The following is a 13,920-nucleotide window of genomic DNA, read 5'->3' on the forward strand; positions in this document are numbered from 1 at the left end:
AGGCGGCATTGTACCGGCTCGCCGTGGCCCCGCAAACGGTGACGCATGCAAGGCGCGTCATATGCGCTGGGCGGCCGGCGGCAAGGCCAGCGGCGCCTCGACCAGCGGCGTGAACGCCGCCAGCAGGTCGCGCGCCACCGCGTCCCAGGTACGCGTCAGCGCGTGCGCCCGCACCTCGTCGCGATCCAGCGCCAGCGCGGCGCGGCAGGCCTGCGCCAGGTCGTCGTCGAGAAAGCCGGTGGCGCCCTGCTGCACCACGGCCAGCGGCGCTTCGCTGCGAAAGGCCGCCACCGGCGTGCCGCAAGCCATGGCCTCCAGCATCACCAGGCCGAACGTGTCGGTCAGGCTGGGAAAGACGAACACATCGGCGGCGTTGTAGTAGGCCGCCAGGCGGTCATCGGCCTGCGGGCCGGCGAAATGCGCGGCCGGGAACTTCCTGCGCAGGCGGGCTTCGTCGGGGCCGCCGCCCACGATCACCTTGCTGCCCGGCAGCGCCAGCGACAGGAATGCATCCAGGTTCTTCTCACGCGCCACGCGGCCCACGCAGAGAAACAGCGGGCGCGGCAGTTCGGGCAGGAAATCGCGCGGCCCGGGCGCGAAGCGGCGCGCGTCGACCCCCCGCGACCATACCTGCAGATTGCCCAGGCCGCGCCGCGCCACGATGTCGCGCACGGTGGGCGTAGGTACCAGGACCCGCTGCGACGGCCGGTGGAACCAGCGCAGGTAGCGCCACGGCAGGCCGGCCGGAATGCCCATGCGCGCCTGCAGGTAGTCGGGAAACATCGTGTGGAACGAAGTGGTGAAGCGCCAGCCGCGGCGCAGCGCCATGCGGCGCGCGGCCAGGCCCAGCGGCCCTTCCGTGGCGATGTGCAGCGCATCGGGCACGACATCGCCCAGCACGCGGCGCAACTGGCGCCCCGGCTGCAGGCACAGGCGCAGGTCCGGCTCGGACGGCGCCGGCACGGTACGGCTGCCCTGCGGGCTGACCACGATCAACTCGTGCCCCCAATCCTGCAGCAGGCCTTGCATGGTGGTCCAGGTACGGACCACGCCGTTGACTTGCGGATGCCAGGCATCCGTGACGAGGACGATGCGCATGGTGCGGGACGGCAGGTGGACAATGCCGCGATTTAGCCCGCGCGATGTGACATGGCCAAGACAGGCCGCCGTGCGCCCCTCAGTTATTGCGGCGCGGATACCCCTGGGCCTGGATGCGTACCCAGACCTCGCGCTTTTCCTCTTCGCTCATGAACACCCAGTTGGCGACTTCCATCGCCGTGCGGCCGCAGCCGCGGCAGATATCGTCGAACAGGGTGGAGCAGACCGCCACGCAGGGCGAGTCGGTAGCGGTGAAAACCCGCGCCGGCCGGTCGGGCGTCTCATCGGACTCGACCCGTGGCGCGACGGGAAAAGAAGCATCGGTCATGGGCAACAGCTTAGCATCGCGACCCCGTCCCGGTTCCGATATCCCTGCCGCCGGCGCGGCCAAGCGAAACGCCCCGCACAGGCGGGGCGTTTCGCGACACGGGAGAACGGCTCAGGCGCCTTGCTTGAGCGCGGCGGCCTTGTCGGTGGCTTCCCAGGAGAACTCCGGCTCCGAGCGGCCGAAGTGCCCGTAGGCAGCGGTCTTGGTGTAGATGGGGCGCAGCAGGTCCAGCATGTTGACGATGCCCTTGGGGCGCAGGTCGAAGTGCTCGCGCACCAGCTTGGCGATCTGCTCGTCGGGAATCACGCCGGTGCCTTCGGTGTACACCGTGATGTTGATCGGCTCGGCCACGCCGATGGCGTAGCTGACCTGCACCTGGCACTGGCGCGCCAGGCCCGCGGCCACCACGTTCTTGGCCACGTAGCGGGCGGCGTAGGCGGCCGAGCGGTCGACCTTGGACGGATCCTTGCCCGAGAACGCGCCGCCGCCGTGCGGGCACGCGCCGCCGTAGGTGTCGACGATGATCTTGCGGCCGGTCAGGCCGCAATCGCCCTGCGGGCCGCCGATGACGAAGCGGCCGGTGGGGTTGACCAGGAATTTGGTCTTCGGCGTGATCAGGCCCTCGGGAAAGCTGGGCTTGATGATGTCCTCGATCACCGCCTCGCGGATCGAGGCCTGCGAAATCTCGGGCGAGTGCTGGGTGGACAGGACCACGGTGTCGACCTCGGCCGGGCGGCCGTCGACGTAGCGGAACGTCACCTGCGACTTGGCGTCGGGACGCAGCCAGGGCAGGCGGCCGTCCTTGCGCAATTCGCTCTGGCGCTGCACCAGGCGGTGCGCATACCAGATCGGCGCCGGCATCAGGTCGGGGGTCTCGTCGCATGCATAGCCGAACATCAGGCCCTGGTCGCCGGCGCCCTGGTTCAGATAGTCTTCCGAACTGCGGTCCACGCCCTGGGCGATATCGGGCGACTGCTTGTCGTAGGCGACCAGCACCGCGCAACCCTTGTAGTCGATGCCGTACTCGGTGTTGTCATAGCCGATGTGGCGGATCGTGTCGCGGGCGACCTGGATGTAGTCGACGTTGGCGGTGGTGGTGATCTCGCCGGCCAGCACCACCAGGCCGGTGTTGCACAGCGTTTCGGCGGCTACGCGGGCGTTGGGGTCCTGCGTAAAGATGGCGTCGAGGATCGCGTCCGAAATCTGGTCGGCGACCTTGTCGGGATGCCCTTCGGAGACGGATTCGGAGGTGAACAGAAAATCGTTGTTGGCCACAGATACTTCCTCACGTACCGGCCTGAAGCCGGCGCATAGGTTACGAGGCGCGCTGCACCCCGGGATCGCTATGTACGGAAGATCTGGGCGCGACGCTTTAGCGGATTTTGCGCGGACTTGGCGCACCAGCGCCACCCCCGCTGTCGCCCCGCAAGTTGTCGGTTAACTCGGCGACCCGAGCATTTTAGGCGAAAATGCGCACTTTATGCTTGGCGAGTCCTTCTATACAAATAGCGGACACTCCAGGCCAACGCCCAACGTACCGCCCTTTCATTCGCATCGATGCTCGTCACCCTGTTACGTATGGCCGCGGCCCTGCCGCTGCCGTTCCTGCATGCGGCCGGCCGGCTGCTGGGACGGCTGGCGTATGCCTTTCCCGGCAAATACCGCGACCGCCTGCGGGCCAATGCCGCCCAGGCCGGCTATCCCCAGCCCGCCTTCGCCCGGCGCGCCGCCGGCGAAATCGGGGCCATGATCCTGGAAATGCCCAAGGTGTGGTTTCGCAACGAACAAAGCCTGGGAAAAGTGGTGTCGGATGACTACGCCATTGTCGAGGCGGCGCGCGCCGAGGGGCGCGGCATCCTGTTCCTGACGCCGCACCTGGGCTGCTTCGAAATCACCGCGCGCTACCTGGCGCGCCAGATGCCCATGACGGTGATGTTCCGCCCGCCGCGCAAGGCCGCGCTGGCGCCGGTACTGGAGACGGCGCGCAACACCTCGGCGGTCAACGCCGTGCCCGCCACCATGCAGGGCGTGCGCGAATTCGTGCGCACCTTGCGGCGCGGCGAGTCGGTGGGCATGCTGCCCGACCAGGCGCCGGGCGTGGGCGACGGCGTCTGGGCGCCGTTCTTCGGCCGCATGGCCTACACCATGACGCTGCCCGGCAAGCTGGCGAGCCAGACCGGCGTGGCCGTCATCCTGACCGCCGGCGAACGCCTGCCGGGCGGGCGCGGCTGGCGCATCCACTATGCCCGCGTGCCCGAGCCGCTGCCCGACGGCCCGCAGGAGCAGGCCGCCCTGATCAACAGCGCCATGGAGTCGCTGATCCGGCGCTTCCCCGAGCAATACCTGTGGGGATACAACCGCTACAAAGTCCCGCGCGGCGCGCCGCCGGCGCCCGACAGCGCGCGGCAGGAACCCGAACAATGAGCCAATTCAAGACCCGCGCGCTGACCGCCATGCTGCGCGGCTTCGCACGCATGCGCCCGGCCACGCGCCAACGGGCCGGCGCCCTGGTGGGCTGGCTGAGCTACCGGCTGGCGCGCTCGCGCGTGCGCATCGTGCGGCGCAACCTGGAGCTGTGCTTTCCCGGCCAGCCCGAAGCCGTGCGCGAACGCTGGACGCGCGAGCATTTCCGCGCCCTGGGCCAGTCCATCGTCGACCGCGGCGTGCTGTGGTACGGCTCGCCCGAGGCCGTGCGCGAGATGGTCACCCAGACCGGCGCCGAACGCATCAATGCCCTGATCGCGGCAGGCCGCCCCGTCATCCTGCTCGCGCCCCATTTCGTGGCGCTGGACGCGGCGGCCACGCGCCTGACCATGGAGGTGCCCAGCGGCGCCACCATGTACACGCCGCAAAGCGATCCCGCGGTCGACGCCATCGTCCGGGCCGGCCGGGCGCGCTTCAACGAAGTATTCCTGGTCAGCCGCAAGGACGGCGTACGCGACCTGGTGCGCCACCTGCGCGAACCGCGGCCGGTCTACTACCTGCCCGACATGGATTTCGGACGCGCCGGATCGGTCTTCGTGCCTTTTTTCGGCGTGCCCGCCGCGACCCTGCTGGCCACCGCCCAGTTGGCACGCAAATGGAATGCCGCGGTGCTGCCGATTCTCGACTTCTGGGATCCGCGCACCGGGCGCTATCACGTGGAAGTCCTGCCGGAACTGCCCGACTTCCCGGGCGACGGTTCGCTGGAAGACGCCACGGCGCGCCTGAACCGCGAGCTGGAGTCCTGGGTGCTGCGCTGCCCCAGCCAGTATTACTGGGTGCACCGCCGCTTCAAGACGCGCCCGCTGGGCGAGCCCAAGCTGTACTGAAACGGCGGCCATCCCGGGCGTCCAGGGGCTTTCCGCGTCGGAATGGGTGATAATCCATGCATGATGTGGAACTTCACCAAAATGCACGGCGCGGGCAACGACTTCGTCGTGCTCGATGGCGTCCGTCAAGACATAGCGATGACGCCCGAGCGCGCCCGCGCGCTGGCCGACCGCCATTTCGGCATCGGCGCCGACCAGATCCTGCTGGTCGAACCCGCCACGCGGGCCGACGCCGATTTCCGCTACCGCATTTTCAACGCCGACGGCAGCGAAGTCGAACACTGCGGCAACGGCGCGCGCTGTTTCGTTCGTTTCGTGCACGAGCAAGGCCTGTCGGCGCGCAATCCGCTGCGCGCCGAGATCGTGACCGGCGTCATCGTGCTGGACGAGGGCGAAGACGAGCAGGTCACGGTCGACATGGGCAGCACCCGCTTCGACCCGCCGTCCCTGCCGTTCGACTCCACCGGCCTGAGCGCCCAGACGCAGGGCCAGGATACGGTCTGGAACCTGGAGATCGACGCGCCGGCCGGCCTGCCGCGCAGCGTGGCGATCTCGACCGTGGCCATTTCCAACCCGCACGCCGTGCAGGTGGTCGACGATGTCGACGCCGCGCCGGTCGGTGTGATCGGCCCGCTGGTCGAATCGCACCCGCGCTTCGCGCGCCGCGTCAACGTCGGCTTCATGCAGGTCGTCGACCGCCACCAGATCCGTCTGCGCGTCTACGAACGCGGCGCCGGCGAAACGCTGGCCTGCGGCACCGGCGCCTGTGCGGCCGTCGCCGCGGGCGTGCGGCGCGGCCTGCTCGATTCGCCGGTGCGCGTACACACGCGCGGCGGCATGCTTACCGTGGACTGGAACGGCGAGCGCCTGCGCATGACCGGTCCGGCCATTTCCGTTTTCAGCGGCCAGGTCGATATCGACCGCCTGGTGTTCACCAGCGGCCTGCACCGTTAGCCAGCGAGTACGAGATCAGCGTCCCCATGACTGCGCACACCCCTACCGAACCCCTGAACGCCCACGCTGTTGCCGAATTCCTGCAACACAACCCCGACTTCTTCATCGAACACGCCGACGTGTTCGCCACGCTGCAGATTCCCAACCCGCACGGCTCGCGCGCCATTTCGTTGGGCGAGCGCCAGATCCAGACGCTGCGCGAACGCACCCGCGAACTCGAATGGCGCCTGAGTGAACTGATCCGCAACGCCAACAGCAACGAAACCATCGGCGACCACCTGTCGCAGTGGTGCTGCCGCATGCTGGCCGAGGCCGATGCGCAGCACGTCCCGGGAGAAATCGCCCTGGGCCTGGCCGAGCAGTTCGACCTCAACCACGTGGCGCTGCGCCTGTGGCGCCTGGAAGGCCTGCCGGAAAGCGGCTACGGCGAACCCGTCTCCGACGATGTGCGCACGTTCGCCGACAGCCTGAAGACGCCTTATTGCGGCACCGACACCGAATTCGAAGCGGTGAGCTGGCTGGACGCCAAGCCCAAGTCGCTGGCGCTGGTGGCGCTGCGTCCGGACGCCGAGGCGCCAACCTTCGGCCTGCTCGTATTGGGTTCGGACGATGCCGCGCGCTTTGCCCCCGACATGGGCACCGCCTTCCTGGAGGCCATCGGCAAGCTGGCCTCGGCCGCGCTGCGGCGCCTGGGTACGCCACCGCTGGCCGCCGCCTGACTCTTGCGCACCGCATGAGCGCCGCCCCCGCCGCCAGCCCCCTGCCCCAGCCCATGGCGGACTGGCTGCGGCACCTGCAGGCGCACCGCCGCTATTCGGCGCACACGCTGGACGGCTATACGCGCGACTTGCGGCAACTGGCGCAACTGGCCGCCGCGGCCGGGCTGCCGCTGGAGCGCGTGGCCAACGGCCATATCCGCCACTTCGTCGCCCGCCTGCATGCGCAAGGCCTGGGCCCGCGCAGCCTGGCGCGCGCGCTGGCGGCGTGGCGCGGCTTCTATCAATGGTGGGCCCCGGCCGCCGGCCTGCCCGGCAATCCGGCCACCGGCGTGCGCGCCCCCAAGGCGCCGCGCGGCCTGCCCAAGGCGCTCTCGGTCGAACAGACCCAGGTGCTGCTGGACCACGCCCCCGCGCGCCTGGCCACCGAGCCGGCCGCGCTGCGCGACCACGCCATGTTCGAGCTGCTGTATTCCAGCGGCCTGCGGCTGGCCGAACTGGTCAGCCTGGACCTGCGCTACGAGCGCACGCCCGAGTACGAATCCCGCAGCTGGCTCAACCGCGACGACGCCGAGGTCATCGTCGTCGGCAAGGGCGGCAAGCGGCGCTCGGTGCCGGTCGGGCAGAGCGCGCTGGCCGCGCTGGACAAATGGTTGCAGGCGCGCCCGCAACTGGCTGCCGCCGGCGCCGGTGCGCAGGATGCGGCGGCGCTGTTCGTCGGTACCCGCGGCCGGCGCATCGCGCCGCGCGTGGTGCAGCTGCAGCTGGCGCGCCTGGCCCAGGCGGCCGGACTGCCGGCGCATGTGCATCCCCACGTGCTGCGCCACAGCTTCGCCAGCCACGTCCTGCAATCGGCCCAGGACTTGCGCGCGGTCCAGGAAATGCTGGGCCATGCCAACATATCGACCACCCAGGTCTACACGCGGCTGGATTTCCAGCACCTGGCGCGCGCCTACGACCAGGCGCACCCGCGCGCCGGCCGCAAGACCTCGCGCTGAACCCGGCTGCGGTCAGTACGTCAGCCGCACACCCAGCAACACGCTGCGCCCGGGCAGCGGCGCCACGGTCGAAATGAACGACGCATGGTTGAACGCCAGCTTGTTCAGCAGGTTGTTGCCGCGCAGGTAGATCTCGTAGGCGGTGCGGTCCAGCTTGCCGCGATAGCGGATGGTGGCGTTGACCATGTCGTAGCCCGGCGTGGACGACTCGTAGGCCGCAATATCGTCCTGGCGATAGACATGGAAGTACTCGACGCCCCCCGCCCAGTTCTGCCATTGCGCATCGGCGCGCACGCCCAGGCGCGCGGCCGGGATACGCGGCAGGTTGCCGCCGCCGCCCGTGAGCCGTCCGCGGACATAATCGCCAAACACGGCCGCCGAGAACACCTTGCCGAAGCGGTGCCGGATTTCGCCCTCGACGCCGGTGAACTCGGCGTCGCGCTGCGTGTACTCGATGAGGCGGAAGTCTTCGTAGCGGTCCAGCGTATTGGCGTAGATATAGTTCTTCACCCGGTTGTGAAAGGCGCTGACGCTGAAGGTGGTGTCGCCGCTGTGCTTGCGCAGCGTCAGGTCGACGTTGCGCGAGGTTTCCCGATCCAGTCCGGGGTCGCCGATCTCGTAGGTGTTGGTGGCCAGGTGCACGCCGTCGGCATACAGCTCCTGGGCCGAGGGCAGACGCTGCGAGCGCGACACCGACAGGGCCAGCGAGTACTGCGGCGCGAAGTCCCAGATGGCGGCCGCCGACAGCGACGTGCCGGCGGTGCGGGACGCCGGCGCGCCGCCCTGCGGCGAGACGCGCTGCCAGTCCTGGCGCGCGCCCAGTTCGACGCGCCAGTCGGCCCAGCGATACTCTTCCAGAAGGAACAGCCCATGGGCGCGCGTCTTGCTGCGCGGCAGGAACGCCTCTTCGCCCGTGGCGCGGAAGTCGCTGTACGACGTCTGCACGCCTACCACGCCATGCCAGCCGTACAGCGGCCGGTGCGTCAGCTCCAGGCGTGCGTCATAGCCGCGATTCTGGAAGCGCGTGCCCAGCTGCCCGCCTTCGATCTCGTCATGGCGATAATCGGTCAGCCCGCCGCGAAAGCGGATTTTCTCGAACCCGGCGAACGGGTCGGTGTATTCGGCGCGCAGGTCGGTACGGTTGCTGCGCAGCTTCACATACGGCACGTCGCCCGCGCCGTGCTCGTGCCCATGATCGTGTTCCGCCTCGCCCTCCTCGTGCTCGTCGTGGCCGTGGCCGTGGTCGTCATGACCGCCGCAGTGCAGGTGCGAACCGTGCGGATGGCAGCCCTCGTACTCGTGGTTGTGGCCGGGCAGGCCGTACTTGCTTTCGAGATGGGTGAATGCCACGCCGACGTAGCCGCGCGGCGTGATCCATGACATGCCGACCGTGCCCTGCCCCGATTCGCTGTACGAGCCGGCCAGCTTGCCGTCGGGCCAGTCGGGCACGCGATAGTCGCTGCTGCGGCGCTTCAGGCCCTCGACCCGGACCGCGAAATTGCCGCTGCCGGCGGTGATGCCAATGGCGCCGGCGCGCTCCTTCGTGCCGGTGGCACCGCGCAGTTCAGCCTCGGCCTCGATGCCCTGCTGCGGCACGGCGGTGGGGATCTTGCGATCCAGCACATTCACCACCCCGCCGATCGCGCCGCCGCCATAAAGCAGCGTGGCCGGCCCGCGCAGGACCTCGATCTTGTCGGCCAGCAGCGGCTCGGTGGTGACGGCATGGTCCGGCGAAATGGCCGAGGCGTCCATCAGCTCGGACCCATCGGACAGCACCTTGACGCGCGGCGCCGTCTGGCCGCGGATGACCGGCCGGCTCGCCCCGCCGCCGAACGTATCGGCATGCACGCCCGGCAGCCCATCGAGCGTATCGCCCAGGGTTCCCTGGCGGCGCAGCAGCAGTTGATCGCCTTCCAGCACCGCCGCTGGCGCCGTCATGCTGTCGAGATCGCCGGCCAGCGGGCTGGCCGAAACCGTGATCGGCGCCAGCGTGGCCGCCTCGGGGGTACCGTCCGCGCTTGCCTGCGCGTGCGCGCCTTGCCAAGCCAATGCCAGCGCCAGGGCGGCGCTCAGCGGATGCCGTTCGAATCGCATGTTCCCTTCCCTATAAAACGATGTGCCATTCTCATTAAATGAAACGATATAACATACCAATTAAATCCGGCACCCGGGCGTGCAAAATTCGTCCCGGTGCCGCCGGCCTTAGCGCAAGGCCGCCAATTGCCCTCCCAGCAACGACAGCCCGAGCAGCAGCACCGCCACGGCCGCCAAGGCCTCGATGGCCTGGCGCAGCATCGCGGCGCGGCGGGTCGACAGGCGCGCGCCCAGCCGGGTCGCGGCATCGCGCGCGCCCGCCGCCAGCGCCACCAGCATGGCCACCGTCAAGCCCGTGCCCAGCCCCATGGCCAGGGTGGCCACCACGCCCGCCAGGAAAAAGCCCTGCGCCAGCGCGAACACCAGCACGATCAGCGCACCGCTGCACGGCCGCAACCCCACCGCCAGAATCGCGGCCCACGCCTTGCGGGCGCTCAGCGGACCGGCCGCCTGCCGCGCCGACGGCGCGTGCGCGTGCCCGCAAGCGCAGCCTGGCGCGTGGTGATGCGCGTGATGGTCATGGCCGTGGCCACCCTTGCTCCCCCACCACGGCCGCAACGCCTTCTGCCAGACCAGCCACGCGCCCAGCAGGCTTACCACGGCGTACGCGGCGGTTTCCAGCCATTGCGTCGCACGGTTCATCGCCGCGGCCGTGGCCCCCAGGGCCACCGCCAGCACCGTAACCAGCGCCACGGCCACCAGCGCCTGCGCCAGCGCCGACAACAGGGCGAGCCAGGCGCCGTTGCGCGCCGTCTGGCGATTGGCCAGCACGTACGACGCAATCACCGCCTTGCCGTGGCCGGGACCCAGCGCATGGAAGACGCCATACGCGAACGACAGGCCGATCAGCATCCAGGCCGCGCCGCCCTCGGCCTGCCAGGCCCGCACCGCGCCGGTCAACTGCCGGTAGAAATGCGCCTGCCACATCGCGACCTGCCCGAACCAGCCGGCCAGCCAGCCGGGCGCGCCCGTGGCCTCGGGCACCCCGAACGGATGCCCCCCTTGCGCGGCGGCCGGCAGCGCCGCCAGGCAACCCAATACCAGCACGACCAGCGCGCCTGCTCGAACTACGGACATGTCACCTCGATACGATGCGTCAAACCCTTGGTGATGGCGAACAGCTCTTCCGGCAACGCCTCGGGGTCGGCGGGGATGGCCGCCAGTTGCTGCATGGTGGCCCAATCCAGCGGACGCGGCGGCCGGTAAGCCTGGCTGCATCCGGCGGGCGCGCCGTGCAACGCGGTCGCGCCCGCCTCGTCGAAGGCATAGGCCACGAAATAAGTGGGATCGTAGATATCGACCGCCGTCGCCCCGCGCGCTGGCGCCGGCGCCGCCAACGGCAGCGTGAAGGCCAGCGTCAGCCGGCCATCCTCGAAGCTGACGGCGGCATCGCGCGGCGGACCGAACGGCAGGGTGCGCGCGCCCTGGGTGACCCGCGTGAAATAGTGCGACACCGGCTCGCCCAGCGCCTTCATCCAGTCCTCGGCCATGGTCCGCAGCACGTCGGGCGGCAGCCCGCCGCCGGGCTTGCTGGACAGGCCCTGGGTGGCGTAGGCGCCGAACATGTCGTCGAAGCGCCATACCTGGCGCACCGCCGCGATGCGGCCGGCGGCATCGAACTCCACCACGGCCCGGGCGTCGATCCACATATGCGGATGCGCACCGGCGCCGGCCGCCCACAGCGCGCCCAGCGCCGTCAGGGCCGCAAGGCGGCGGCGAGTTGCTGCGCGTTCCATTCGAACATTCCCAGGTAGGTACCGGCCGGCTTGCCGGGCTGGGCCAGCGCATCGGAATACAGGGTGCCCCCCAGCCGGGCCTGCGTTTCGCGCACCAGCTGCTGCGCCAGCCGCGGGTTGGCGATGTTTTCGACGAATACCGCCGGCACGCGTTCGCGGCGCACCTGCTCGATGATGCGCGCCATGTCGGCGGCCGACGGCTCGGCGTCGGTGGACACGCCAGCCAGCGCAACGAAGCGCACGCCGTAGGCCTGGCCGAAGTAGCCGAAGGCGTCGTGCGAACTGACGACCTTGCGGCGCGCCGGCTCGATGGCCTCGAAAAGCTGCCGCACGCGCTGGTCCAGCGCCTCGATGCGCGCCACGTAGGCATCGGCGCGCTGCCGGTAGGCCTGCGCATGCGCGGGGTCGGCCTCGGCAAAGGCGCGCGCGATATTGCGCGCATAAGTCGCGCCATTGGCCAGGTCCTGCCACGCGTGCGGGTCAAGGTCGCCATGATGATGATGGCCATGATCATGATCATGATCGTGATCGCCATGCTCCTCGTGGGCGTCATCGAGCCGGCGCGGCTCGATGCCCTCGGAGGCCACGACGGTGCGGCCCGCGAAGCCGGCGGCCTTCTGCAGGCGCGGCAGCCAGGCTTCGAAATCCAGTCCGTTGACCACCAGTACCTGCGCGGCAGCCAGCTTGCGGGCGTCGGCCGGGGTCGGCTCGTATTCGTGCGCGTCGCCATCGGGGCCTACCAGGCTCTGCACGGCCACGTCCGGACCGCCCACCTGGGCGGCGATATCGGCGAGGATGGAAAAGCTGGCGACGACCTGCAAGGGCTGGGCCGCGGCGACGAGCGGGGCCAGCAGGACAGCGGCCGCCAACGCCAGGATGCGCGATTTCATGGAAGATCTCCTTCGGGTTGCCATGGCCGCGCGCGGCGCGCGCGCCGGGCCGCGACCAGCAGCCCGCCGTGCGGCCCGCACGCGACCGAAAACAGGTAGAACGCGCCGGCGGCCAGGATGATGGCGGGCGAGGCCGGCACATTGGCGTGGAACGAAACCAGCAGGCCGACGGCGCTGGCCGCGCAGGCCGAAACGGCGGCCAGGGCGATCTGCCCGGGCGCCGACCCGGCCCAGAACCGGGCGGCGGCGGCCGGCAGCATCATCAGGCCCACCACCATCAGCGTGCCCAATACCTGGAACCCGGCCACCAGGTTCAGCACCACCAGGCCCATGAACAGCATGTGCACCCAGACCCCGCGCCCGCCGGCCGCGCGCAGGAAACCCGGATCCAGGCACTCGGCCACCAGCAGCCGGTACGCCAGCGCCAGGATGCACAGGGTGGCGCTGGCCACGGCCGTCACCAGCAGCAAGGCCGCGTCATCCAGGCCCAGCACCGTGCCGAACAGCACGTGCAGCAAATCCATGTTGGAGCCGCGCAGCGAAACCAGCAGTACACCCAGCCCCAGCGATATCAAATAGAAGGACGCGAAACTGGCGTCCTCCCGCAGCGGCGTCAGGCGCGCCACCAGGCCCGCCAGCAAGGCCACGGCCAGCCCGGTGACGAGGCCGCCGACCATCATCGCGCCCAGCGACAGGCCCGACAGCAGGTAGCCGGCGGCCACGCCGGGCAGGATGGCATGCGCCATCGCATCGCCCATCAGGCTCATGCGGCGCAGCACCAGGAACACGCCCAGCGGCGCCGCGCCCGCCGACAGCGCCACCGCGCCGGCCAGGGCGCGGCGCATGAAGCCATAGTCGGCGAACGGGCCGGCCAGCCATTCAGCCAGTGTCATGCCGCCTCCCGCATGACCAGCCCGCGGGCGCGCGCCAGGTTGGCATCGCCCAGCGCCTGGCCGGTCTCGCCCCAGGCCACCTGCCGCCCCGCCAACAGCAGGGTGCGCGGGAAATGCCGCCGCACCAGGTCGAGGTCGTGCAGCACGGCGATGACGGTGCGCCCCTGCGCGTGCTGCTCGCGCAGCAAGTCCAGCAGGACATCCGTGGTCGCCGCGTCGATCGCGCTGAAAGGCTCGTCCAGCAGCAGCAGGGGCGCGTCCTGCAACAGCAGGCGCGCGAACAGCGCCCGCTGCATCTGGCCGCCCGACAGGGCGCCGAGCGACTGTCCAGCCAGATCCTGCAGGCCGACGCGGCGCAGCGCGGCGTGCACGCGCGCCGTCTCGGCGGCATCGAAACGCCGCCACGCGCCGACGCGGCCCCAGGCGCCCAGGGCCACCATGTCGGCAACCGTGATGGGAAAGCCGCGCTCCAGTTCGCTGGCCTGCGGCAGCCAGGCCAGCCGGCGCCGCAGGTCCGCCTCGCACTCGAGCGCGCCGGCCAACGGCCGCAAGACGCCCGCCAGCCCCTTGAGCAAGGTCGACTTGCCCGCCCCGTTGGGGCCGACGATGGCGGTCATGGAGCCCCGGGAAAACTCGCCGGTCAGGCCGTGCACGGCCGGGCGGCCGTGCCAGCCGAAGGCCGCGCCCCGCAAGGCGATGCACGGCGCGGTCATGGCCATGCCCCCAGGGCCCAGAGGGTCAGGCCCCAGAGCCCGGCGGCGGCCAGCGCCGCGGCCGCCAGCCGCGCGCCGGCCCCGGCGCGCAGCACCGAATGCGGCGGACGCGGCCCGCGGCGCAGCGGGGTGTAGAAGCGGGAAAAACGGAACAGGGACACGGGCAGGGCGCAGTGGGTTCGGGCCGGG

The 13,920-nt window shown here is 70.3% G+C and carries 15 protein-coding genes; 5 read left to right on the forward strand and 10 right to left on the reverse strand.

The annotated features are described in order from the left end of the window. Nucleotides 1-57 precede the first annotated feature (57 nt). From EL288_RS23205 to metK, 3 genes are all read right to left on the reverse strand, one after another. Nucleotides 58-1,098, reverse strand: coding sequence for a glycosyltransferase family 4 protein (locus EL288_RS23205; protein ID WP_003807194.1), 1,041 nt, complete (start codon nucleotides 1,096-1,098; stop codon nucleotides 58-60). Nucleotides 1,099-1,177: 79 nt separating this feature from the next. Continuing rightward, nucleotides 1,178-1,426: a DUF1289 domain-containing protein gene (locus EL288_RS23210; protein WP_003807192.1), complete on the reverse strand. Its 249-nt coding sequence runs from the start codon at nucleotides 1,424-1,426 to the stop codon at nucleotides 1,178-1,180. 111 nt (nucleotides 1,427-1,537) lie between these two features. After that, nucleotides 1,538-2,701, reverse strand: coding sequence for a methionine adenosyltransferase (gene metK / locus EL288_RS23215; protein ID WP_010925730.1), 1,164 nt, complete (start codon nucleotides 2,699-2,701; stop codon nucleotides 1,538-1,540). 282 nt (nucleotides 2,702-2,983) lie between these two features. Between metK and EL288_RS23220 the strand changes: the two genes are divergently transcribed. Genes EL288_RS23220 through xerC form a run of 5 tightly spaced genes read left to right on the forward strand, consistent with a single transcriptional unit; the run spans nucleotide 2,984 to nucleotide 7,405 of the window. After that, nucleotides 2,984-3,850, forward strand: a complete 867-nt coding sequence (locus EL288_RS23220) for a lysophospholipid acyltransferase family protein (protein ID WP_003807187.1) — start codon at nucleotides 2,984-2,986, stop codon at nucleotides 3,848-3,850. Further along, entirely contained in the window at nucleotides 3,847-4,737 is an 891-nt protein-coding gene (locus EL288_RS23225) for a lysophospholipid acyltransferase family protein (protein WP_003807185.1), read from the forward strand. Before EL288_RS23220 ends, EL288_RS23225 begins: the two co-directional genes overlap by 4 nt. Before the next feature lie 42 nt (nucleotides 4,738-4,779). Next, nucleotides 4,780-5,691, forward strand: a complete 912-nt coding sequence (gene dapF / locus EL288_RS23230) for a diaminopimelate epimerase (protein WP_003807183.1) — start codon at nucleotides 4,780-4,782, stop codon at nucleotides 5,689-5,691. Between the two features lie 26 nt (nucleotides 5,692-5,717). Next, the gene (locus EL288_RS23235) at nucleotides 5,718-6,410 is read left to right on the forward strand and encodes a DUF484 family protein (protein ID WP_003807181.1); all 693 of its coding nucleotides are present in this window, start codon (nucleotides 5,718-5,720) and stop codon (nucleotides 6,408-6,410) included. A gap of 14 nt (nucleotides 6,411-6,424) precedes the next feature. After that, nucleotides 6,425-7,405: a tyrosine recombinase XerC gene (xerC, locus tag EL288_RS23240; RefSeq protein WP_033450615.1), complete on the forward strand. Its 981-nt coding sequence runs from the start codon at nucleotides 6,425-6,427 to the stop codon at nucleotides 7,403-7,405. Between the two features lie 12 nt (nucleotides 7,406-7,417). Here xerC and EL288_RS23245 read toward each other — a convergent pair whose 3' ends face one another. Genes EL288_RS23245 through EL288_RS24390 form a run of 7 tightly spaced genes read right to left on the reverse strand, consistent with a single transcriptional unit; the run spans nucleotide 7,418 to nucleotide 13,892 of the window. Further along, nucleotides 7,418-9,559: a TonB-dependent receptor domain-containing protein gene (locus EL288_RS23245; protein ID WP_010925727.1), complete on the reverse strand. Its 2,142-nt coding sequence runs from the start codon at nucleotides 9,557-9,559 to the stop codon at nucleotides 7,418-7,420. 48 nt (nucleotides 9,560-9,607) lie between these two features. After that, nucleotides 9,608-10,576 (reverse strand): nickel/cobalt transporter, encoded by a 969-nt coding sequence (locus EL288_RS23250; RefSeq protein WP_033457610.1) that lies wholly within the window; start codon nucleotides 10,574-10,576, stop codon nucleotides 9,608-9,610. Continuing rightward, a complete protein-coding gene (locus tag EL288_RS23255) occupies nucleotides 10,567-11,148 on the reverse strand; it encodes a DUF1007 family protein (protein ID WP_003807172.1) in 582 nt (193 codons plus the stop codon). The genes EL288_RS23250 and EL288_RS23255 overlap by 10 nt, the downstream gene beginning before the upstream one ends. Nucleotides 11,149-11,195: 47 nt before the next feature. Beyond that, on the reverse strand, nucleotides 11,196-12,125 hold the full coding sequence (locus EL288_RS23260; RefSeq protein ID WP_003807171.1) for a metal ABC transporter substrate-binding protein: 930 nt from the start codon (nucleotides 12,123-12,125) through the stop codon (nucleotides 11,196-11,198). Continuing rightward, nucleotides 12,122-13,018, reverse strand: coding sequence for a metal ABC transporter permease (locus tag EL288_RS23265; protein WP_033450613.1), 897 nt, complete (start codon nucleotides 13,016-13,018; stop codon nucleotides 12,122-12,124). Before EL288_RS23265 ends, EL288_RS23260 begins: the two co-directional genes overlap by 4 nt. Further along, complete coding sequence (aztA, locus tag EL288_RS23270) at nucleotides 13,015-13,737, reverse strand: zinc ABC transporter ATP-binding protein AztA (protein WP_033451524.1); 723 nt, start codon at nucleotides 13,735-13,737, stop codon at nucleotides 13,015-13,017. Before aztA ends, EL288_RS23265 begins: the two co-directional genes overlap by 4 nt. After that, the gene (locus EL288_RS24390) at nucleotides 13,728-13,892 is read right to left on the reverse strand and encodes a hypothetical protein (protein ID WP_153566163.1); all 165 of its coding nucleotides are present in this window, start codon (nucleotides 13,890-13,892) and stop codon (nucleotides 13,728-13,730) included. The genes aztA and EL288_RS24390 overlap by 10 nt, the downstream gene beginning before the upstream one ends. Nucleotides 13,893-13,920 lie beyond the last annotated feature (28 nt).

It is taken from the genome of Bordetella bronchiseptica (assembly GCF_900636925.1).
GTDB classification, from domain to species: Bacteria; Pseudomonadota; Gammaproteobacteria; order Burkholderiales; family Burkholderiaceae_B; genus Bordetella; species Bordetella pertussis.